We start from the raw sequence: 21,806 nt of genomic DNA on the forward strand, positions 1-21,806 counted from the left end.
CGGGTTGTTACCCGTGCCGATCTTTGCCTTTGCTGTAACAGTCATTTATGAAAATCGCGCTGTTTCCCAACCCCCGGCAACCTTATCTTTGCCCGCACCAAACAGCACTCGCCAAGCGAGAAGGTTTTCAAGATGTCCAACAGTATGGGTATTGCCAGCGCATTCGTTTTGTCCTCATTGATCCTGTCGCCGATGGCGATGGCTGAAGAATCGCAAGCGTTCGTGGCGCACAACGTCGCTCGCGCGCAGGCATTCGATCAGCATCAGGCCGAAGTGATGGCCAAGGCTCAAGACGCGACGCAATCCCCGCAAGCCGCTACTTCCCAGGCTCAAGCGCTCGAGAAAGACAGCTGAGTCGCACCGCGAAAGGTTTCCCTCGACGCGGTTGTTTGGCTCTTCCCGTTCAACCGTCGTCACTCCAGGCCGCTGTTATTCAGCGGCCTTTTTTCGTTGTGGTCTGAAAGCCGTCTGGCGCGTCTGAAAAAACAAGAAACATCAAGCCGCTCAAGAACCAGAGCGGCCCGCTGACCCAAGGAGCTCCATCGCACGTGTTTTACCCTGCCTGCCTCACCCCGCTGTTCATTGCAATTGCCGCAACGATTGCTCCCGCCGCCCACGCCGACGAGCCCGCTGAACAAGGTTTCGTCGAAGGCTCAAGCCTCAGCCTCAATGCCCGCAACTACTACATGAATCGCAACCGCTTGCAGAAAGCGGACGACAACATTGAATGGGGGCAAGGTTTTCTCGGGGTTTTCGAATCGGGTTATACCGAAGGCACGGTCGGCTTCGGCGTCGATGCTCATGCCATGCTCGGCTTGAAACTCGATGGCGGAGGCGGTACCGACGGTTCGAGCATCCTGCCGATCAGCGACGGCAACGGCAAAGCGCCGGGCTCGTTTTCAACCGCCGGCGGGACGCTGAAGCTGCGAGCATTCGATACCGAACTGAAGGCCGGTGACCTGTTCCTCACCAACCCGGTGATTGCCGGCGGCGACACGCGGATGCTGCCGCAGACGTTTCGTGGCATCAGCCTGAGTAACCGCAGCTTCGACGGCTGGCTGATCGAAGGTGGCCAGGCCAGTTTCACCAAGCCGTATAACCAGAGCGGTCATACCCGAATCGGCACGTCCTACGGCACGCTGGCCGATGGCGATGACAGCCAACACTTGAACTGGGCCGGTGTGGCCTGGAGCGGCGTTGAGGGCCTGACCAGCAGCCTTTACGCGTCCGAGCTCAAGGACATCTGGAACCAGTACTACTACGACCTGGATTACACGTGGCACTTGAACGATCTGGTCAGCCTCAATCCGGGCGTGCACTTCTACCACACGCAAGACACCGGTGATGCGCTGCTCGGCGATATCGACAACAACACCTGGAGCGCGCATCTCACCGTCGGCATCGGCAGCCACAGCGTCACTGCCGCCTATCAGCGGGTCAACGGCAACACGCCGTTCGACTACATCAGCCAGGGCGACAGCGTGTACCTCGACAACTCTCAACAATACTCGGACTTCAACGGCCCGAACGAACGCTCCTGGAAGCTCAAGTACGCTTACGACTTCACTGGCCTCGGCATGCCCGGATTGACCTCGGCGCTGTCCTATTCACGCGGCACGGTGGATCAGACCAAAGCCGACCCGAACAGCGCAGGCTATTCCAGCTGGTACAGCGCCGACGGCCATAACGCCAAGCATTGGGAACGCGACATCGATTTGCAGTACGTCGTGCAAAGCGGCCAGGCCAAGGATCTCGCGGTACGCCTGCAATGGGCCACCAACCGTGGCGGCAACGGCTACGGCGCGATTGATTCGGATACAGATGAATACCGCGTGATCATCGACTACCCGGTCGACGTCTTCTAAGATCGGCGCTGCGTTTTTCAGATCCTGTGATCTACCCTGTGGGAGCGAGCCTGCTCGCGAACGCGGTTGATCCATCAACATTGATGTTGAATGGCACACCGCTTTCGCGAGCAGGCTCGCTCCCACAAGTTTGTCCGGCGTCAGCCCTACTAAGCTTACGAAGCCACTCCTACCGACAGCCCATCATGATCACCAGCCGTACGCCTTCCATCACAGGCCTTACCGGTCGCCCCGAGCGCCTGCTGATCCTCGGCAGCCTGCTGACGGTGATTGCGATGGTGTGCATCGTCACATTTCTGCTGATCCGCGAGTACGCCAGTGCGCAGGAAGTCGCCACGCGCCGCGCCACGACCATCGCGCAATTGATCGACGCCGATGTGCTGCGCACCGTCGAGCTGTACGACCTGACGCTGCAAGGCCTGATCGCCGCCGCTCAGCGTGACGACCTGCAGAACGTCTCGCCGCAGATCCGTCATCTGGCACTGTTCGATCGCTCTGCCACCGCGCGTTTCAAGGGCGACATCCTCCTGCTCGACAAGCATGGCGAGGTGATCGCCGACTCCTCGCGCATCGAACCGAAACCGGGCAATTTCGCCGACCGCGATTATTTCCTCGCCCATGCGTTCAACCGTGACATGGGCATGTTCATCAGCCGCCCGTTCAAGACCCGTTGCGATTGCGAAGAGGCCGATCAGTGGCGCATCAGCTTCAGCCGGCGCATCTCCTCGCAGACCGGCGAATTCCTCGGCGTAGCGGTGGCGTCGCTGAAACTCGACTACTTCGACGACCTGTTCAAAAGCCTCGACATCGGCACCGACAGCACACTGAACATCATCAACAGCGATGGCGTGCTGCTCGCGCAGAAGCCCTATTTGCAAAGCGATTCGGTCGGCAAGAGTTTCGGCAACCGGCCCAACGTCGTGCGGATTCTCAACGATCGCGATGGCAGCGGCAGTTTCACCAGTACCTCGAGCATGGATAAACAACGCCGGCTCTATACCTACTCGCGGGTGGGCAATCTGCCGTTGACGGTGATGGTCGCGCTGTCCAGCGAGGAGGTGTTCGGCACTTGGCGGCGCACGGCGATCCTGATCAGCGGCGCCACCGGCGTGTTGTGCCTGGGGCTGTTGTGGCTGACCTGGCTGCTCGCTCGGGAACTGCGTTTGCGCCATCGCGCCGAACGCGAACTGGCGCAACTGGCTGCCACCGATGATCTGACCGGCGTTGCCAACCGACGCATGCTCGACCAGACCCTGCGCCACGAATGGTTCCGCGCGCAGCGCTCCGGCCAGCCGCTGTCGGTGATGATGATCGATGCCGACCACTTCAAGGCATTCAATGATCGCCATGGCCATCAGGCTGGGGATCAGGTGTTGCGCGAACTGGCCAAGGTAATCACCGCGAACGTGCGGCGCCCGGCGGATCTGGTCGCACGTTATGGCGGTGAAGAGTTTTCGGTGATTCTCGCCGAGACCGACAGCGCCGGGGCGCAGCAGATCGCCGAGCAGATTCGCCAGGCGGTGGAAAACTTGCCATGGGTTGAAGGCGCTGAGCGGGCGATGACGGTGAGTATCGGCATCGCGACATGGACATCGGCGAGCGAGATGACACTGGAGCAGCTGCTGTTTGCAGCGGACAAGGCGCTGTATCAGGCCAAGGAAGGCGGGCGCAATCGCGTTGTAGTGTCAATTTAAAGTCAAAAGATCGCAGCCTTCGGCAGCTCCTACATCTGGAATGCGTTCCCCTGTAGGAGCTGCCGAAGGCTGCGATCTTTTGCTTTCGAAAGGGCATAAAAAAAGGCCATCCGAGGATGGCCTTCAAAAAACTAGAGAGGTTTTTTACTTACACGGCCGCAACCGGGCGCATGTAAGAGATCGGTGCGGTGCTGGCGTCTTCGAACGTCACCACTTCCCAAGCGTCTGTCTGCTCAATCAATTTGCGCAGCAGCTGGTTGTTCAGTGCATGACCGGACTTGAAGCCTTTGAACTCACCAATCAGGCTGTTGCCCAGCAGGTACAGGTCGCCAATCGCGTCGAGGATCTTGTGTTTGACGAATTCGTCTTCATAACGAAGACCGTCTTCGTTCAACACGCCATCAGCGTCGACCACGATCGCGTTTTCCACGCTGCCGCCGAGTGCGAGGTTGTGCTTGCGCAGGTACTCGATGTCACTCATGAAACCAAAGGTACGGGCGCGGCTGACTTCTTTTACGAACGAAGTGCTGGAAAAATCCACGCTTGCACTCTGGGTGCGGTCCCGGAATACCGGGTGATCGAAATCGATCTCGAAGCTCACCTTGAAGCCTTCGAAAGGGACGAAAGTGGCGCGCTTGTCGCCGTCTTCCACTGTCACTTCACGCAGGATGCGGATGAATTTCTTGGCGGCGTCCTGTTCTTCCAGGCCTGCCGATTGAATCAGGAATACGAAGGGTCCAGCGCTGCCATCCATGATCGGGACTTCGGACGCGGAGAGCTCGACGTAGGCGTTATCGATGCCCAGGCCAGCCATGGCCGAGAGCAAGTGCTCTACCGTGTCCACTTTGACGTCGCCATTGATCAGCGTCGTCGACATAGTGGTTTCACCGACGTTTTCCGCGCGGGCAGGAATCTGCACCACAGGGTCGAGGTCAGCGCGACAAAACACAATGCCAGTGTCGACAGGCGCAGGCTTGAGGGTCAGATAGACCTTCTCGCCGGAATGCAGGCCTACACCTGTGGCACGGATAATATTTTTCAGTGTGCGTTGTTTAATCATGGCTTGGGCCGCTTCAGCGCAAATTGCGAACTGGTATCAACAAAGGCTGGCGATGATAGCAGACCATGCCTTTGCTGAACACCAATCACCTTCATAGCCCTGATACATTCCATCAATCGGCCTGACGACGCAGGAATGCCGGAATGTCCAGATAGTCCAGGTCATCCTGCGGATTCATCTTCGCGGCAGCCGCAGCACCGGCCTGAGCCTGGTTGCGCATGACGGTCGGACGGTCCAGATCACGGTAGTTAACCGCTGGCTGCTCCTGACGGGCCGGAGCCGGTTGTTGCACCTGCGCCGAAGCCATCGAGGTGTGAACGGTGTTGTCGATGACCTTTACAGGCTTCTCGATTTTCGCGCCCAGACCGGTGGCAACTACGGTTACGTGCAGCTCGTCGCGCATGTCCGGATCGATAACGGTACCGACCTTGACCATCGCGTGCTCGGAAGCGAAGGCTTCGATGATCGAACCCACGTCGGAGTACTCACCCAGGGACAGGTCAGGACCGGCGGTGATGTTCACCAGAATGCCGCGCGCGCCTTGCAGGTTGACGTCTTCCAGCAGCGGGTTGCGGATTGCCGCTTCGGTGGCTTCACGTGCACGGTTCGGACCGCTGGCGCAGCCAGTGCCCATCATCGCCATGCCCATTTCGCTCATCACGGTGCGTACGTCGGCGAAGTCGACGTTGATCATGCCCGGACGCTTGATGATGTCGGAGATACCGCGAACGGCACCGGCCAGGACATCGTCAGCCTTGGCGAAAGCCGACAACAGGCTTGCGTCTTTGCCGAGGATGGTCAGCAGTTTTTCGTTCGGAATGGTGATCAGCGAGTCGACGCTTTCGGAAAGCATGCGAATGCCTTCGTCGGCAATCTGCATACGCTTGCGGCCTTCGAACGGGAACGGACGCGTCACGACCGCAACGGTGAGGATGCCCATTTCCTTGGCCACTTCGGCGATGATCGGCGCTGCACCGGTACCGGTACCGCCGCCCATGCCGGTGGTGATGAACACCATGTTGGTGCCGGCCAGCACTTCAGCGATGCGCTCACGGTCTTCCAGAGCGGCTTGACGGCCGACTTCAGGATTGGCGCCGGCACCCAGGCCCTTGGTCACGCCGGTGCCCAGTTGCAGGATGGTCCGCGCGCCGATGTTTTTCAGCGCTTGAGCATCGGTGTTGGCGCAGATGAACTCAACGCCTTCGATGTTGCTCTTGACCATGTGATTGACAGCGTTGCCGCCGCCACCGCCGACACCGATAACTTTGATTACCGGGCTTGCGGGGATGTTGTCTACGAGTTCGAACATTTTCCCTCTCCTTACATTCTCTAGTTTTTTCGCCTACTGCTGTTTGTAGCGGTGTATCTACTGCAGTTGCTTGCCGCTTGAAGCTTGTCGCTCCAGGCTGCTTTTAAAAATTGCCCTGAACCCACTTTTTCAGTCGGTCCAGCAGCGGCGCCTGAGGCTCTTCGCTGCTGTAGCTGTCGCGGCTGCCGATGCCGGAGAACGAAACTCCGTCGGACTGCTTTTGCAGGCCGTACATCAACAAACCGACGCCAGTGGAATAAATCGGGTTGCGCACTACGTCATCCAGACCTTTCACGCCATGCGGTACCCCGAGGCGCACCGGCATGTGGAAGATTTCTTCGGCCAGTTCGGTGGCGCCTTCCATTTTCGAAGTACCGCCGGTGAGCACGATGCCCGCCGGGATCAGGTCTTCGTAGCCGCTGCGACGCAGCTCGGCCTGGATCAAGGTGAACAGTTCGTCGTAACGCGGCTCGACCACTTCGGCCAAGGCCTGACGCGACAGCTCACGCGGTGGACGGTCGCCAACGCTCGGCACCTTGATGGTTTCACCGGCACCGGCCAGTTTGGCCAGGGCGCAGGCGTAACGGATCTTGATCTCTTCGGCGTACTGGGTCGGGGTGCGCAACGCCATGGCGATGTCGTTGGTCACTTGATCACCGGCAATCGGGATCACCGCGGTGTGACGGATCGCGCCTTCGGTGAAGATCGCGATGTCGGTGGTGCCGCCGCCGATGTCGACCAGGCACACGCCCAGTTCTTTCTCGTCGTCGGTGAGGACCGAGTAGGCCGAGGCCAGTTGCTCGAGAATGATGTCGTCGATTTCCAGACCGCAGCGGCGCACGCATTTTTCAATGTTCTGTGCAGCGTTGACGGCGCAGGTGACCACGTGAACCTTGGCTTCCAGACGCACGCCGGACATGCCCAGAGGCTCGCGCACGCCTTCCTGGTTATCGATCACGTAATCCTGCGGCAGGGTGTGCAGCACGCGCTGGTCAGCCGGGATCGCCACGGCCTGGGCGGCGTCGAGCACACGCTCAAGGTCGGCCGAGCTGACTTCGCGATCACGGATCGCGACGATGCCGTGGGAGTTCAGGCTGCGGATATGATTGCCGGCCACGCCGACGAACGCCGAGTGAATGCGGCAGCCGGCCATCAGCTGGGCTTCTTCGATCGCGCGCTGGATCGACTGCACGGTGGATTCGATGTTGACCACCACGCCCTTCTTCAGGCCGCGGGACGGATGCGTGCCGATCCCGACGATTTCCAGCTGGCCGTCGTCCGCGACCTCGCCTACCAGCGCCACCACTTTGGAGGTGCCGATATCCAGACCGACGATCATTTTGCCGCTTTGCACGTTTGCCATGGGTCCTGCCTCTTCTTAATTCTTTGCGACAGCGGGTTGGGCTGTCGTCGGCGCTACGGGTTCCCGCCAGCCAACAGCGAGGCCGTTGGCGTAGCGCAGATCGATGCGCGCAATGTTCGTAATCTGCTCTTTCAGCGTCTTGTCATAGATGGCGATAAAGCGGCGCATCTTTTCCACCAGGTTGCCGCGTCCCAGCAGCAACTCGATGCCGGGGCCGGAACTGCCGGCACCGGTGGTCAGGAACCAGCTGCCGCGTTCACGCAATTCCAGGCGTGCAATCGAAAAACCCAGCGGGCGCAACATCTGGCTCAGCACCTGATACTGCTGCATCACCTGCTGCTGAGCCCGTTGTGGGCCGAACAGCTGCGGCAGGTGTTCGTAGTTCGCCAGTTCCTTGGGCGTGAACGCCTGGCCCTGGTTGTTGAGCAACGACTCGTCGCCCCAACGCGCCACCGGCAATTGCTCTTCCAGGCGGATCACTACCTGATCCGGCCACACCCGACGCACTTCGGCGTGGGCGATCCACGGCATCTGCTCGAGCTCGGTACGCATACCGGCGAGGTCGATGGTGAAGAAGCTCGACGCCACGAACGGCGCGATCCGCTGCTGCACCGCCTGCTGGCTGATGTAGCTCAAGTCGCCCTGCACCGCGATCTTGCTGATCGGCCGGTCGGCGTACGGCAGCAAACGCTGCGCGCCTTCGTAGGTACCAAAGCCCAGCGCCACCAGCAGCACCGGCCAGAACAGACTTTTCAGAAAGCTGAAATTGGCTTTCGGCAGGCGCGCGGACATCGGCTCTTTCGCCACCATTCGGCTGGCACCCCGCGGCACCGGCTTGCGGCCGGGTGCGGGTGGCTGATGTCTGAGATGAGCGCCTTGCATGGTCTTAACCTCGCGCCTCTGTTGCGCCTGCGTCTTCAACGCTGGCGGCCAGAATGGCCAGAACCAGCTGCTGGAAATCCAGACCGGCAGCCCGCGCCGCCATCGGCACCAGGCTGTGATCGGTCATGCCCGGTGCGGTATTGACTTCGAGGAACCAGAACTGCCCGTCGGCGTCCTGCATCACGTCCGCCCGGCCCCAACCGGCGATACCCAGCGCCTCACAGGCCTTGGCCGTGAGTTCCATGAGTTCCTGTTCCTTGGCCGCGTCCAGCCCGCACGGAATGCGGTACTGGGTATCGTTGGCGATGTACTTGGCGTCGTAGTCGTAAAATGTGTGCGGTGTACCCAGGGCGATTGGAGGCAACACCTGGTCACGCAGGGTGGCGATGGTGAACTCCGGACCTTGAATCCATTGCTCAACCAAGACTTGCGAATCGTAGGTACTGGCCGCTTTCCATGCGTCGATCAACTCGGACGCAGAATTCACTTTGGCCATCCCGATACTTGAACCTTCATGCGCCGGTTTGACGATCAAAGGCAGGCCCAGTTCCGTCGCTGCGGAAATACAATCGGCTTCGCTGCACAGCACGGCGTGACGCGGCGTCGGAATCCCGAGACTGTGCCAGACCTGCTTGGTGCGCAGTTTGTCCATCGCCAGTGCGGAAGCAAGAATGCCGCTGCCGGTGTAAGGGATGCCCGCGCACTCGAGCAGGCCCTGCATGCTGCCGTCTTCACCGCCGCGACCGTGGAGAATGATGAACGCGCGGTCGATCTTTTCGCTGAGCAGACGCTGCAGGAAGTCTTCACCGACATCGATGCCGAACGCATCGACGCCAGCGCTTTGCAGCGCCTCGAGCACGGCGTTGCCGGATTTCAGCGAAACCTCACGCTCGGCACTCAGGCCGCCGAAGAGCACGGCGACGCGGCCGAAGTCTTTCGGCGCGATGGTGGAGAACAGCTTGGCGTAGGCAGCAGTCATTTCAACTTCCCCTCGACCGGCGCCGCCACGGCGCCGGCGAACAATTCACTTTTCAACAGCTTCGGCGCGAGACCGCCGATATCACCAGCGCCCTGGCACAGCAGAATGTCGCCGGCGCGCAGCAGCGGCTTGACCAGCGGCGCCAGGTCGACGCCACGCTCGATGTAGATCGGGTCGAGCTGACCGCGCTGACGGATGCTGTTGCACAGCTTGCGGCTGTCGGCGCCAGGGATCGGCTCTTCGCCGGCCGGATAGACTTCCATCAGCAGCAGCACGTTGGCGTCGGCCAGTACATTGACGAAGTCGTCGTACAGGTCACGGGTGCGGCTGTAGCGGTGCGGCTGGTAGACCATCACCAGACGACGCTCCGGCCAGCCACCGCGCACAGCTTTGATCACCGCAGCGACTTCGGTCGGGTGGTGACCGTAGTCGTCGACCAGCATTACGTTGCCGCCATCTACCGGCAGTTCACCGTAGACCTGGAAGCGCCGACCAACACCCTGGAAGCCCGACAGGCCCTGAACGATGGCTTCATCGCTGACGCCTTCGTCGGTGGCGATGCAGATGGTCGCCAGCGAGTTGAGCACGTTGTGGTTGCCGGGCATGTTCACCGACACGTCCAGCGGCTCGCGATCCGGGCGCAGGACGGTGAAGAAGGTCTGCATGCCCTGCTGACGGACATTGATCGCGCGCACATCGGCGTCTTCGCTGAAGCCGTAGGTCACGGTCGGACGCTTGACCAGCGGCAGGATTTCGCGCACCACCGGATCGTCCAGGCACATCACCGCCAAACCGTAGAACGGCAGGTTGTGCAGGAATTCGACGAAGGTTTTCTTCAGTTTGTTGAAGTCACCGTCGTAGGTCGCCATGTGGTCGGCGTCGATGTTGGTGACCACGGCCACCAGCGGCTGCAGATGCAGGAAGCTCGCATCGCTTTCGTCGGCTTCGGCGATCAGGTAACGGCTGGTGCCAAGCTGGGCATTGGTGCCCGCTGCGTTCAGACGACCACCAATCACGAATGTCGGGTCCAGACCACCGGCCGCGAACACCGAAGCGATCAGGCTGGTGGTGGTGGTTTTGCCATGGGTACCGGCGACGGCGATGCCGTGGCGATAGCGCATCAGCTCGGCGAGCATTTCTGCACGCGGCACCACTGGAATGCGGCGTTCAAGGGCAGTCGCCACTTCCGGGTTGGACGTGTTCACTGCGCTCGACACCACCAGCACGTCGGCGGTAGCCGCGTTCTCCGCACGGTGACCGATGAAGATCTGCGCGCCAAAGGATTCCAGGCGCTCGGTGACCGGCGAGGCTTTCAGGTCGGAACCGGAGACTTGATAGCCCAGGTTCAACAACACTTCAGCGATACCGCACATGCCCACGCCGCCGATGCCGACGAAGTGGATGCGACGGATGCGGCGCATTTCCGGTTGTGGCATGGCTTTCTGATTCTCAACCATGGGCCACCTCCAGACAGGTATCGACCACGCTACGGGTGGCATCGGGTTTGGCCAGTCGGCGGGCCGCTTGGGCCATTGCTTCGAGTCGTTGCGGTTGCATCAAGACCTCTGTCAGGCGCGCGGCAAGATCCGCGGCACCAGTCGTTCTTTGCGGCATCAGGAAGGCAGCGCCTTCGCGGGCCAAATAATCGGCGTTGCGGGTCTGGTGATCGTCGATCGCGTGGGGCAAGGGCACCAGCATCGAGGGCAGACCGGCGGCCGCCAGCTCACTGATGGTCAACGCGCCAGCGCGGCACACCACCAGGTCAGCCCAGCCATAGGCCTGGGCCATGTCTTTGATGAACGGCTGCACCTGCGCCTCCACGCCCACGGCGCGGTAACGCTCGGCAGTCACTTCATCGTGGTTTTTACCGGCCTGATGAAACACTTCCGGGCGCAGGTCGGCAGCGACTTGGGCCAGGGCTTCAGGCAGCAATTTGTTCAACGGTTCTGCGCCCAGGCTGCCGCCAAGGATCAGCAAACGCGCTTTGCGCCCGGCCAGCGCCGGTCGCGATGTGTCGAGGAACAGCTCGCTGCGCACCGGATTACCGGTGGTACGGCGGCTGTCCGACAGAGTAAAGGTGTCGGGGAACGCTTCACACACTCGGGCGGCGAACGGCACCAGCAACCGATTGGCGGTGCCGGCGACAGCGTTCTGCTCGTGAACGATCACTGGCACGCCGGCCAGTTTTGCGGCAAGACCGCCGGGGCCGGTCACATAACCGCCGAAGCCAACCACGCACACCGGTTTCAGGCGGCGCATGATCGCCCGCGCCTGCCACACCGATTTCAGCAGCATCAGCGGCGCCTTGAGCAGCGACAGCTTGCCCTTGCCACGCAGACCGCTGGCGTTGATCCGGTGCAGTTCAAGCCCTGCCGCCGGGACCAGTTCGTTTTCAATCCCCCGTGGCGTGCCGAGCCAATGCACGATGTAGCCGCGCGCCTGAAACTCGCGGGCACAAGCCAGCGCCGGGAACACGTGGCCGCCGGTACCGCCGGCCATGATCAATACGTTAGCGCCCATGAGTCGGCTCCTCGGCGAAGTCGCTCTCCTGGAATTCCATCTCTTCGCTGCCCAGGTGGGTCCGACTCTCCCACTCGATGCGCAGCAACAGGCCCAGACAGGCGCAGCAGATCACCAGCGAGCTGCCGCCGTAACTGAGGAACGGCAAGGTCAGACCTTTGGTTGGCAGCAGGCCGACGTTCACACCGATGTTGATCAGGAACTGACCAATCCACAGGAACGACAAGCCGTAAGCCACGTAAGCGGCGAAGAACTGCTTGGCCTTCTCCGCCCACAGGCCGATGTACATGCCGCGAATACACACGAACACGAACAGCGCGACGGTGCACAGCGAACCCACGGCGCCCAGTTCTTCGGCGAGCACCGAGAACACGAAGTCGGTATGCGCTTCCGGCAGGTAGAACTGCTTCTGCACGCTGTTGCCCAGGCCGACGCCCAGCCACTCGCCGCGACCGAAAGCGATCAAGGCCTGCGACAACTGATAGCCGGCACCGAACTGGTCGGCCCACGGGTCGGCGAAGTTGGTCAGACGCGCCATTCGATACGGCTGCATCTGAATCAGCAGAACCACCGCGCCAACCGCCAGCACCACCATCAGCGAGAAGCGGAACAGCCCGACCCCGCCAAGGAACAGCATCGCCGCCGCCGCGCCCATCATGACTACGGTGGCACCGAAGTCCGGTTCCATCAGCAACAGACCCGCCATCGGCAGCAGGACGATGAACGGCTTGAAGAAGCCCATCCAGCTCTCGCGCACTTCTTTCTGCCGGCGCACCAGATAACCGGCGAGGTAGATCACCACGAACACCTTGGCGATTTCCGACGGCTGCACGTTGAAGAAGCTGAAACCGATCCAGCGCATCGAACCGTTCACTTCGCGGCCGATGCCGGGGATGATCACCATCACCAACAGGCCGAACGCACCGATCAGCATCATCCAGCCGAGGCGCTGCCAAGTGGCGATCGGGATCATCATGGTGACAATGCACGCGCCCAGACCCAGCACCACATAGATAAGGTGGCGAATCATGTAATACAGCGGACTGCCCGACTGCGCCGCCGCCACTTCGGTGGACGCCGAAGCGATCATGATCAGGCCCAGGCCGAGCAGCGCCAGGCAACCGGCGAGCATCGGGAAGTCGAGGTCGATGCCACGCCCGGTGATCAGCGGCGACGGGTACGGCTTGATGATGTTTCTCAAGTTCATGCCAGTTCCTCCACAGCGCGGACGAACTGGTGACCACGGTCTTCGTAATTCTTGAACATGTCGAAACTGGCGCAGGCCGGAGACAGCAGCACCACGTCACCCGGCTGGGCAGCTGCGCGGCATTGCGCGACGGCGTCGACCAGCGAGGTCGCGCGGATCAGCGGCACGGCATCGCCAATGGCCTCGCCGATCTTGTCGGAGTCACGCCCCATCAGCACCACGGCGCGGCAGTTGGCCGCCACCGGATCGCGCAGATCGTTGAATTCGGCGCCTTTGCCGTCACCGCCGGCGATCAGAATGACCTTGCCGTCGATGTCCGCACCGAGGCCTTCGATGGCCGCCAGAGCGGCGCCAACGTTGGTGGCTTTGGAATCGTTGTAATAGGCCACGCCATCGAGATCGCGCACCCACTGGCAGCGGTGTTCGAGCCCGGCAAACGTGCGCAGCGCCGCGAGCATGGCGTCGAACGGCAGACCCACAGCGTGACCCAGTGCCAATGCGGCGAGCGCGTTGGACTGGTTATGCGCACCGCGAATCTTCAGTTCACGCACGGGCATCAGGTTCTGGAATTCGAAGGAGAGGTACTTCTCGCCGTCTTCTTCGCGAATGCCGAACGCTTTGAAATCCGGTTTGCTCAGGCCAAAGGTCCAGCATGGCTGACCTTCACCGATCAATGGACGGCTCAGGGCATCCTGACGGTTGACCACAAACTGCTTCGCGCCCCGGAAGATCCGGTGCTTGGCCAGGTGATAGGCCGGCAGACCGCTGTAGCGATCCATGTGGTCTTCGCTGATGTTCAGTACGGTGGCGACTTCGGCGTTGAGCTGGTCGGTGGTTTCCAGCTGGAAACTCGACAACTCCATGACGTACAGCTCGACGTCATCGCTGAGCAGGTCCAGCGCTGGCGTGCCGAGGTTGCCGCCAACGGCGACGCGCTTGCCGGCCGCAGCCGCCATCTCACCGACCAGCGTGGTCACGGTGCTTTTCGCGTTGGAGCCGGTGATCGCGACGATCGGCGCCCGCGCGTAACGCGCGAACAACTCGATGTCGCCAGACATTTTCACGCCACGGGCAGCGGCGGCTTGCAGGGCCGGAGTCGCCAGCGCCAAGCCGGGGCTTACGTAGAGCTCGTCGGCACGGCAGAGGAATTCGACGTCCAGCTCGCCACAACGCACTTCCACGTGCGGATAGTCACGCTTGAGCGTGGCCAGTTCCGGTGGATTTTCCCGCGTGTCGGCCACAGCAAACGACGTGCCCCGGTTCGCCAGGAAGCGAACCAGGGACATGCCGCTCTTGCCGAGGCCGACAACGATGCGGAAGTGGTCAGAAGCGATCAGAGACACTCGTTCTACCTCAGCTTCAGGGTGGCAAGGCCGACCAGGACGAGAATCACGGTGATGATCCAGAAACGGACGATCACGCGCGGCTCGGGCCAGCCCTTGAGTTCAAAGTGGTGGTGAATCGGCGCCATGCGGAACACGCGGCGACCGGTCAGCTTAAAGGAGGCAACCTGAATGACCACTGACAGGGTTTCCATCACGAACACGCCGCCCATGATGAACAGGACGATTTCCTGACGGACGATCACCGCGATGGTGCCCAGTGCCGCGCCGAGTGCCAGGGCACCGACGTCGCCCATGAACACCTGCGCTGGATAGGTGTTGAACCAGAGGAAACCGAGGCCGGCACCGATCAGTGCACCGCAGAACACGATCAATTCGCCTGCGCCCGGCACGTAAGGAATCAGCAGGTATTCGGCGAACTTCACGTTGCCCGACAGGTAGCAGAAAATCCCCAGGCCGCCTCCGACCATCACCGTCGGCATGATCGCCAGGCCGTCGAGGCCGTCAGTCAGGTTGACCGCGTTGCTCGAACCGACAATGACGAAGTAGGTCAGCACGATGAAACCGGCGCCCAGCGGGATGCTGTAGTCCTTGAGCATCGGCAGAATCAGCGTGGTTTCCACCGGCGTCGCGGCAGTCATATAAAGGAAGATCGCAGCGCCGAGGCCGAACACCGACTGCCAGAAATACTTCCAGCGGCTCGGCAGGCCACGGGAGTTCTTCTCGATGACTTTGCGGTAATCGTCGACCCAGCCGATGGCGCCGAACAGCAGGGTCACCAGCAGCACCACCCAGACGTAGCGGTTGCTCAGGTCAGCCCAGAGCAAGGTGCTGACGCCGATCGAAGACAGAATCAGCGCGCCACCCATGGTCGGCGTACCGGATTTGGACAGGTGCGATTGCGGACCGTCGTTACGCACCGATTGGCCGATCTGACGGTTCTGCAGAGTACGGATCATCCACGGGCCATAGCACAGCGACAAGACCAGCGCGGTCAGCACACCGAGAATCCCGCGCAGGGTCAGGTACTGGAAGACCGCGAAGCCTTTGTAGAACTGTTGCAGATACTCCGCTAGCAGCAGCAGCATTAATGTTTCTCCAGACTGGACCCGCACAGAGCCGCAACGATGTTTTCCATCGCTGCGCTGCGCGAACCCTTGATCAAAATGGTGGTGTTTGTGTCCTGCTCGGCGGCGAGGGCCTGGATCAGCTCGGCCTGGGTGCCGAAGTGCTGCGCCTGCTCACCGAAAGCGTTTACCGCGTGGACCATGTTCGGCCCGACCGCGTAAAGCGCAGAAACCTTGCCTCGGGCGTACTCGCCCACGTCGCGGTGCCCCTGCTCCGCCCAGTCGCCCAACTCGCCGATATCGCCGAGCACCAGGACGGTGCGGCCGGAAAAGCCGGCGAGTATATCAACGGCCGCGCACATCGAGGTGGGGTTTGCGTTGTAGGTGTCATCGATCACGCGCATGCCGTTTTTTGCCAGTTGCGCGACGGTGCGCCCCTTGACCGGTTGCACCGCACCGAGGCCGGTGGCGATGCCGAACAGCGACACGCCCAAGGCGTGAGCAGCAGCGGCGGCAGCCAGGGCATTGGCGACGTTATGAGTACCGAGCAGGTTCAGTTGCACGCGCTCGCTACCTTCAGGCGTGTGCAGATTGAACGCCGGGCAACCGCGGGCATCAGTGGCCAGATCGCTGGCGTGGAAATTCGCCTCGCTGTTGCTCAGGGCGAAGGTCAGCACCTGACGGCCGGCCGCGCGGGTCTTCCAGATACCGAAAGCCTTGTCATCGAGGTTGAGCACGGCGATGCCATCGGCGGCCAGGCCTTCGATGATTTCACCTTTGGCTTCGACGATTTTTTCCGGACCGCCGAACTCACCGACGTGAGCGGTGCCGGCGTTGTTCAGGATCGCTACGTGCGGCTTGGTCAGGCCGACGGTGTAAGCGATCTCGCCCAGACGTGAAGCTCCCAGTTCGATGACAGCCGAGGTGTGTTCCGGCGCCAGTTCGATCAGGGTCAGCGGCACGCCAAGGTCGTTGTTCAGATTGCCACGGGTCGCCAGCACCGGACCGCGCGTGCGCAGGATGCTCGCGAGCATTTCCTTGACCGTGGTCTTGCCACTGGAACCGGTCACCGCCGCCACTGGCTGGGTGAACGCAGCACGGTTCAACGCGCCGAGTTGGCCCAGCGCCTGACGGGTGTCCTTGACCAGCAATTGCGGCAACGCGCTGTCGGCGACTTCGCGCTCGACCAGTGCCGCCACGGCGCCTTTGCCGGCAACGTCGTTCAGGTAGTCATGACCGTCGAAACGCGGGCCGGTCAGGGCGATGAACAACTGGCCGGGCTGGATTGCACGACTGTCGATACTGACGCCGTCGAAACTGGCATCAGCGCCAATCAGGCGGGCCTCGAGTACATTGGTCAGTTCGCTGAGGCTCAGGGCCTTAAGCATGGGCCACCTCCCACGCGGTCAGGGCATGATCGGCCTCGACCAGATCGGAAAAGGCATGGCGCACGCCGTTGATTTCCTGATAGTCCTCGTGACCTTTGCCGGCGAGAACAATCACGTCGTCAGCGGTCGCGCCAGCGATAAGTTGCGCGATGGCCTGGCCGCGACCGGCGACGAAAGTGACTTTATCCACAGCGGTGAAACCGGCGCGGATGTCGTCGAAAATCACCGCAGGATCTTCGGTGCGCGGGTTGTCGTCGGTGACCAACACCTGGTCAGCCAGACGCTCGACCACTTCGGCCATCAACGGACGTTTGCCGCGATCGCGATCACCGCCGCAGCCGAACAGGCACAGCAGTTGGCCTTTGACGTGCGGGCGCAGCGCAGTGAGAACCTTTTCCAGCGCATCGGGCGTGTGGGCGTAATCGACCACCACCAGCGGCTGCGTGCCGCCACCCAGACGCTGCATGCGCCCGGCCGGGCCTTCGAGCTTCGGCAGCACTTTGAGAATTTCGTCGAGGGCGTAATCCAGGCCAAGCAAGGCGCCGACTGCGGCCAGTACGTTACTCAGGTTGAAACGACCAAGCAGCGTACTGCGCAGGTGATGCTCGCCCTGCGGCGTGACCAGCGTGGCGCGCACGCCATGATCGTCGAACTGCGCTTCGCGGCAAAACAGGTAGGCGCTGCTATCCAGCAGGCTGTAGGTGATCAAACGCGACACGCGTTTTTCCGCCGCCAGTTGCCGGCCGAAATCGTCGTCGAGGTTGACCACGCGGCACTTCAGGTCATTCCAGGCGAACAGCCGGGCCTTGGCCTCGGCGTACGCCTGCATGGTGCCGTGATAATCCAGGTGATCGCGGGACAGGTTGGTCATCACCGCCACGTCGAAGGCCAGCGCGGTGACCCGGCCCTGATCCAGACCGTGGGACGACACTTCCATGGCCACGGCTTTCGCGCCGGCCTTTTTCAGGTCGCCCAGGGTCGCTTGCACGGCAATCGGATTCGGCGTGGTGTGCAGGCCGCTTTCCAGCGCGCCGTAGAAACCGGAACCCAGCGTACCGACGATGCCGCAATGCTGGCCGAGCAGATCCAGCGCCTGCGCGACCAATTGGGTCACGCTGGTCTTGCCATTGGTGCCGGTGACACCGATCAGGTTCAGGTGATGACTCGGCTCACCGTAAAAACGCCCGGCAATGTCCGAAAGTTGCGCCGCCAGACCCTTGACCGGAATCAGCGGCACGTCAGTGATCGGCAGCACGGTGGCGCCTTCGACTTCATAAGCCACGGCAGCCGCGCCGCGTTGCAAGGCATCGGCGATATGCGCACGGCCATCGAAACGGCCGCCGGGCACGGCAAGAAACAAGTCGCCGGCGCGCACGTTGCGGCTGTCCAGCGCCAGTTCACGGATCAACAGATCGTGGCCGGCGTGGGGAAATATCTTGTTCAGACTTAATGACATCAGCCGCGCCCTCCATTGGCTTTCAGCGGAACGACCGGGGTGGCGTTGGCCTGTTGGGTGGTCGGCAGGTTGTCCGGGGTCACGTTCATCAGGCGCAGGGTGCCGGACATCACACGGCTGAACACTGGCGCCGACACCAGACCACCGAAGTAACCGGCCTTGGTTGGCTCATCAATCACCACAACAATGGCGTAACGCGGATCGCTCATCGGGCCGAAGCCGGCGAACAGCGAACGGTAGGAGTTTTCTGCGTAGCCCTTGGTGCCGACCGAAGTCTTGCGCGCGGTACCCGACTTGCCGCCGACGTGATAAGCCGGCACCTGCGCACGGAACACGCCGCGCGGCGCTTCGATTACCTGCTGCAACATGCCCTGCATGGTTTTCGCCACGGCTTCCGGCAGCACTTGGGTGGTCTGCGGCATCTTGTCGGTTTTGATCAGCGTCAGCGGCGCGAGACGACCGTTGTTGGCCAGTGCCGAGAACGCGTGCACCAACTGGATCGCGGTCACGGAAATACCATAGCCGTAAGACAAGGTTGCAGTTTCAGCCTTGCGCCATTCGCGGTAGTTGGGCAGATTGCCGACGCGTTCGCCGGGGAAGCCCAGGCCGGTGTCCTGACCGAGGCCGACTTTCTGCGCGAGACGGAAAATGGTTTCGCCGCCGATATCGAAGGCGACTTTACTCATGCCGACGTTACTGGAATTGATCAGGATGCCGGTCAGATCGAGCACTGGCCCTTCGGTCTTCGACACGTCTTTAATGGTGTATTTGCCGATCTGCAACGAGCCCGGATACACCTCGACGGTGTCGCTCGGTTTCCAGCGGCCGGTTTCGATTGCCGCGCTCATGGAAATGGCTTTCATGGTCGAACCCGGCTCGAACACGTCGATCATGGCGCGGTTGCGCATCATCGCCGGTTGCAGGTTGCGACGGTTGTTCGGGTTGTAGGTCGGCTGGTTGACCATGGCCAGGATCTCGCCGGTCTTTACGTCCATGATCACCAGACTGCCGGCCTTGGCGCCGTTTTCGATGATCGCGTTGCGCAGCTCGCGGTTGGCCAGGTATTGCAGACGCAGGTCAATCGACAACGCCAAGGGCTTGCCGGCCTTGGCGTTCTTGGTGACTTGAACATCCTTGATCAACCGGCCACGGCGATCCTTGATGACTTGTCGTTTGCCCGGCACCCCGGCCAGCCATTCGTCATAGGCCAGCTCGACGCCTTCGCGACCGTGATCGTCGATGTCGGTAAAGCCGACCATGTGCGCGGTGACTTCACCGGCCGGGTAGAAGCGGCGGAATTCTTCGATGCCGTAGACGCCCGGCACTTTCAGATCGAGCACAGCCTGACCCTGCTCGGGGGTCAGCCCGCGCACCAGATAAATGAATTCTTTGTTGGCCTGGGCTTCGAGGCGTTCGCTCAGCGCTTTCGGGTTCTGGCCCAGCGCGGCGGCGAGTGCCGGCCACTTCTCTTTGGCCGACTGCATTTCCTTGGCGTTGGCCCACAGCGTGGTCACTGGGGTACTGACAGCCAGAGGCTCGCCGTTACGGTCGGTGATCAGGCCACGGTGCGCCGGAATCGGAATATGCCGCAGGCTGCGCGCATCGCCCTGCCCTTTGAGGAAGTCACGGTCGACCACTTGCAGGTCGATGATGCGCCAGCAGATCGCTGCGACCATCAGACCGAGCAGCGCCACCATCAGGCGGAAGCGCCATGGGAACAGCGCGCCTTCGAGTTTCATCATGGCGCCACCATCTTCACGTCAGCCGCGCCAGGTATGTGCATCTTCAGTTGTTCGGTGGCCAGCACTTCGATGCGGCTGTGCGCAGTCCAGGTGCTCTGCTCGAGAATCAAGCGGCCCCACTCGGCCTGCGCCTTGTCGCGCACGCTCAGTTCGTTATAAAGGGTGTTGAGCAACTGCCGGTTCCAGTGCGCGCTGTACGACACGGCAATGGCCGAAAACAGCACGCCGATAAACAGCAGCAGCATCAGAAAGCTGCCGCCGGGCAGTGGTTTGGCGAAAAGCTTGCTCACCGCAACTTCTCCGCGACACGCATGACGGCGCTACGGGAACGTGGGTTGGCTTTGAGTTCGGCGTCGGAGGCCGTCTGCGCTTTGCCGTGGATTTTGATTTTCGGTTCGAAGGCGACGTGGCGAACCGGCAGGTTGCGCGGCAGGTTGTCGGCCTCGCCTTTCACCAGCTTGCGCATGAACAGTTTGACGATGCGGTCTTCCAGCGAGTGGAAGCTGATGACCACCAGACGGCCGCCAACTTCCAGCGCTTCCAGCGCGGCGTCGAGGCCGGCTTCCAGATCGCCGAGTTCGTTATTGACGTGAATGCGCAAACCCTGGAACGCGCGGGTAGCTGGGTTCTTGCCCTTTTCCCACGCCGGGTTGGCGACTTTCAGCACTTCGGCCAGATCGGCGGTGCGCTCGAACGGCTTGATGTCACGGCGCTCGGCGACGGCACGGGCCATACGCCCGGAGAAACGTTCTTCGCCGTATTCCTTGAACACCCGGGCGATTTCTTCCACCGGCGCGGTGTTGACGAATTCGGCAGCGCTGATGCCACGGGACGGGTCCATGCGCATGTCAAGTGGACCGTCATTGAGGAAACTGAAGCCGCGCTCGGCATCATCGAGCTGCGGCGACGACACGCCGAGGTCGAGCAGAATGCCGCTGACCTTGCCGGTCAGGCCTTGCTCGGCAACCACCGAACCGAGCTCGGCAAAGCTGCGCTGCACAACGACAAAGCGGCCGTCTTCGGCCGCTAGCGTTTGCCCGGTGGCAATCGCTTGAGGATCCTTGTCGAATCCGATGAGTCGACCGTCCGGCCCGAGCTGGCTGAGGATCAGCCGACTGTGCCCGCCGCGCCCGAACGTGCCGTCCAGATAGCAGCCATCAGGACGTACGGCGAGAGCCTCGACGGCTTCGTCAAGCAGTACGGTGATGTGGTTAAAGCCGCTATCAATAGTCACAGGATCAAATCACGCAGTTCATCAGGCATCGCGCCCGGTTGTTGAATAGCAGCAAGGTCAGCGGCAGATACCGCATTCCATGCATCCTCGTCCCACAATTGGAACTTGTTCAGTTGGCCGACCAGCATCGCGCGCTTATCGAGCTTGGCGTATTCGCGCAAACGCGGCGGAACCAGGAAACGACCACTGCCATCGAGTTCGAGGTCGACGGCATTACCAATCAATAAACGTTGCAGGCGACGGTTCTCTTCGCGAAGCGAAGGGAGTGCGCGCAACTTGGTTTCAATAATTTCCCACTCATCGAGCGGATAGACACACAGGCACGGATCAACGGCATCAATGGTCACGATCAATTGGCCGGAACTGCGCGAATCGAGCTCGTCACGGTACCGGCTCGGCATGGCGAGACGGCCCTTTGCATCGAGACTGATAGCGTTAGCTCCGCGAAACACGTCAGCGTTTCTCCAATTTTTATCGTTTTGAGCTCAAAAAACCCACTTCATGCCACTTTCCGCCACTTGCGCACACTATAGGAATGCGCCCACCACACCGTCAAGGCGCGGATTAAAGGAAAAGCCTTACAGAACGGAGATTTAGCGACGTAAAAGGAGGCTTAACGAGAATCTGACGTGAAGTTTTGGTCAATAACTTGATGCAGCACTGAAAGCTGCGCTCGAAAGTTAAAGTAGTTTGTTAA

The 21,806-nt window shown here is 61.3% G+C and carries 19 protein-coding genes; 3 read left to right on the top strand and 16 right to left on the bottom strand.

Annotated elements, in window-relative coordinates; all coding sequences use genetic code 11:
- The first annotated feature begins 132 nt into the window (after positions 1 to 132).
- The 3 genes from AB4N85_RS16675 to AB4N85_RS16685 all read left to right on the top strand — a co-directional run bounded on the left by AB4N85_RS16675 (position 133) and on the right by AB4N85_RS16685 (position 3,559).
- Positions 133 to 354, top strand: a complete 222-nt coding sequence (locus tag AB4N85_RS16675; protein ID WP_016773285.1) for a hypothetical protein — start codon at positions 133 to 135, stop codon at positions 352 to 354.
- 194 nt (positions 355 to 548) lie between these two features.
- Positions 549 to 1,865, top strand: a complete 1,317-nt coding sequence (locus AB4N85_RS16680; RefSeq protein ID WP_252868271.1) for an OprD family porin — start codon at positions 549 to 551, stop codon at positions 1,863 to 1,865.
- A 185-nt stretch (positions 1,866 to 2,050) separates the two neighbouring features.
- A complete protein-coding gene (locus tag AB4N85_RS16685) occupies positions 2,051 to 3,559 on the top strand; it encodes a sensor domain-containing diguanylate cyclase (protein ID WP_252868272.1) in 1,509 nt (502 codons plus the stop codon).
- 148 nt (positions 3,560 to 3,707) lie between these two features.
- Here the strand turns inward: AB4N85_RS16685 and lpxC are convergent, their stop codons facing one another.
- The 16 genes from lpxC to mraZ all read right to left on the bottom strand — a co-directional run bounded on the left by lpxC (position 3,708) and on the right by mraZ (position 21,561).
- Positions 3,708 to 4,619 (bottom strand): UDP-3-O-acyl-N-acetylglucosamine deacetylase, encoded by a 912-nt coding sequence (gene lpxC / locus AB4N85_RS16690; protein WP_007916984.1) that lies wholly within the window; start codon positions 4,617 to 4,619, stop codon positions 3,708 to 3,710.
- Between the two features lie 112 nt (positions 4,620 to 4,731).
- Positions 4,732 to 5,928, bottom strand: coding sequence for a cell division protein FtsZ (gene ftsZ / locus AB4N85_RS16695; RefSeq protein ID WP_016773283.1), 1,197 nt, complete (start codon positions 5,926 to 5,928; stop codon positions 4,732 to 4,734).
- Positions 5,929 to 6,031: 103 nt separating this feature from the next.
- Positions 6,032 to 7,291 carry a cell division protein FtsA gene (gene ftsA, locus AB4N85_RS16700; protein ID WP_016773282.1) on the bottom strand — a complete coding sequence of 420 codons (1,260 nt, stop codon included), beginning with the start codon at positions 7,289 to 7,291 and terminating at the stop codon, positions 6,032 to 6,034.
- Positions 7,292 to 7,306: 15 nt separating this feature from the next.
- A complete protein-coding gene (locus AB4N85_RS16705) occupies positions 7,307 to 8,173 on the bottom strand; it encodes a cell division protein FtsQ/DivIB (RefSeq protein ID WP_039761388.1) in 867 nt (288 codons plus the stop codon).
- A gap of 4 nt (positions 8,174 to 8,177) precedes the next feature.
- Positions 8,178 to 9,152, bottom strand: coding sequence for a D-alanine--D-alanine ligase (locus AB4N85_RS16710; protein ID WP_016773280.1), 975 nt, complete (start codon positions 9,150 to 9,152; stop codon positions 8,178 to 8,180).
- The gene (gene murC, locus AB4N85_RS16715; protein ID WP_039761387.1) at positions 9,149 to 10,609 is read right to left on the bottom strand and encodes a UDP-N-acetylmuramate--L-alanine ligase; all 1,461 of its coding nucleotides are present in this window, start codon (positions 10,607 to 10,609) and stop codon (positions 9,149 to 9,151) included. The genes AB4N85_RS16710 and murC overlap by 4 nt, the downstream gene beginning before the upstream one ends.
- A complete protein-coding gene (murG, locus tag AB4N85_RS16720; RefSeq protein WP_252868273.1) occupies positions 10,602 to 11,672 on the bottom strand; it encodes an undecaprenyldiphospho-muramoylpentapeptide beta-N-acetylglucosaminyltransferase in 1,071 nt (356 codons plus the stop codon). Before murG ends, murC begins: the two co-directional genes overlap by 8 nt.
- On the bottom strand, positions 11,662 to 12,879 hold the full coding sequence (gene ftsW, locus AB4N85_RS16725) for a putative lipid II flippase FtsW (protein ID WP_016773276.1): 1,218 nt from the start codon (positions 12,877 to 12,879) through the stop codon (positions 11,662 to 11,664). The genes murG and ftsW overlap by 11 nt, the downstream gene beginning before the upstream one ends.
- Entirely contained in the window at positions 12,876 to 14,222 is a 1,347-nt protein-coding gene (gene murD / locus AB4N85_RS16730; protein ID WP_236168913.1) for a UDP-N-acetylmuramoyl-L-alanine--D-glutamate ligase, read from the bottom strand. Before murD ends, ftsW begins: the two co-directional genes overlap by 4 nt.
- A 5-nt stretch (positions 14,223 to 14,227) precedes the next feature.
- Positions 14,228 to 15,310, bottom strand: a complete 1,083-nt coding sequence (gene mraY, locus AB4N85_RS16735) for a phospho-N-acetylmuramoyl-pentapeptide-transferase (protein WP_016773275.1) — start codon at positions 15,308 to 15,310, stop codon at positions 14,228 to 14,230.
- Positions 15,310 to 16,677, bottom strand: a complete 1,368-nt coding sequence (locus AB4N85_RS16740) for a UDP-N-acetylmuramoyl-tripeptide--D-alanyl-D-alanine ligase (RefSeq protein ID WP_217851473.1) — start codon at positions 16,675 to 16,677, stop codon at positions 15,310 to 15,312. Before AB4N85_RS16740 ends, mraY begins: the two co-directional genes overlap by 1 nt.
- Positions 16,670 to 18,133, bottom strand: a complete 1,464-nt coding sequence (locus tag AB4N85_RS16745; protein ID WP_236168911.1) for a UDP-N-acetylmuramoyl-L-alanyl-D-glutamate--2,6-diaminopimelate ligase — start codon at positions 18,131 to 18,133, stop codon at positions 16,670 to 16,672. Before AB4N85_RS16745 ends, AB4N85_RS16740 begins: the two co-directional genes overlap by 8 nt.
- Complete coding sequence (locus tag AB4N85_RS16750) at positions 18,133 to 19,872, bottom strand: peptidoglycan D,D-transpeptidase FtsI family protein (RefSeq protein WP_174823877.1); 1,740 nt, start codon at positions 19,870 to 19,872, stop codon at positions 18,133 to 18,135. The genes AB4N85_RS16745 and AB4N85_RS16750 overlap by 1 nt, the downstream gene beginning before the upstream one ends.
- The gene (gene ftsL, locus AB4N85_RS16755; protein WP_016773269.1) at positions 19,872 to 20,165 is read right to left on the bottom strand and encodes a cell division protein FtsL; all 294 of its coding nucleotides are present in this window, start codon (positions 20,163 to 20,165) and stop codon (positions 19,872 to 19,874) included. Before ftsL ends, AB4N85_RS16750 begins: the two co-directional genes overlap by 1 nt.
- The gene (gene rsmH, locus AB4N85_RS16760) at positions 20,162 to 21,109 is read right to left on the bottom strand and encodes a 16S rRNA (cytosine(1402)-N(4))-methyltransferase RsmH (RefSeq protein ID WP_024014247.1); all 948 of its coding nucleotides are present in this window, start codon (positions 21,107 to 21,109) and stop codon (positions 20,162 to 20,164) included. Before rsmH ends, ftsL begins: the two co-directional genes overlap by 4 nt.
- Positions 21,106 to 21,561: a division/cell wall cluster transcriptional repressor MraZ gene (gene mraZ / locus AB4N85_RS16765; RefSeq protein WP_007917012.1), complete on the bottom strand. Its 456-nt coding sequence runs from the start codon at positions 21,559 to 21,561 to the stop codon at positions 21,106 to 21,108. The genes rsmH and mraZ overlap by 4 nt, the downstream gene beginning before the upstream one ends.
- Positions 21,562 to 21,806: the final 245 nt, after the last annotated feature.

It is taken from the genome of Pseudomonas sp. H1_G08, assembly GCF_054681355.1.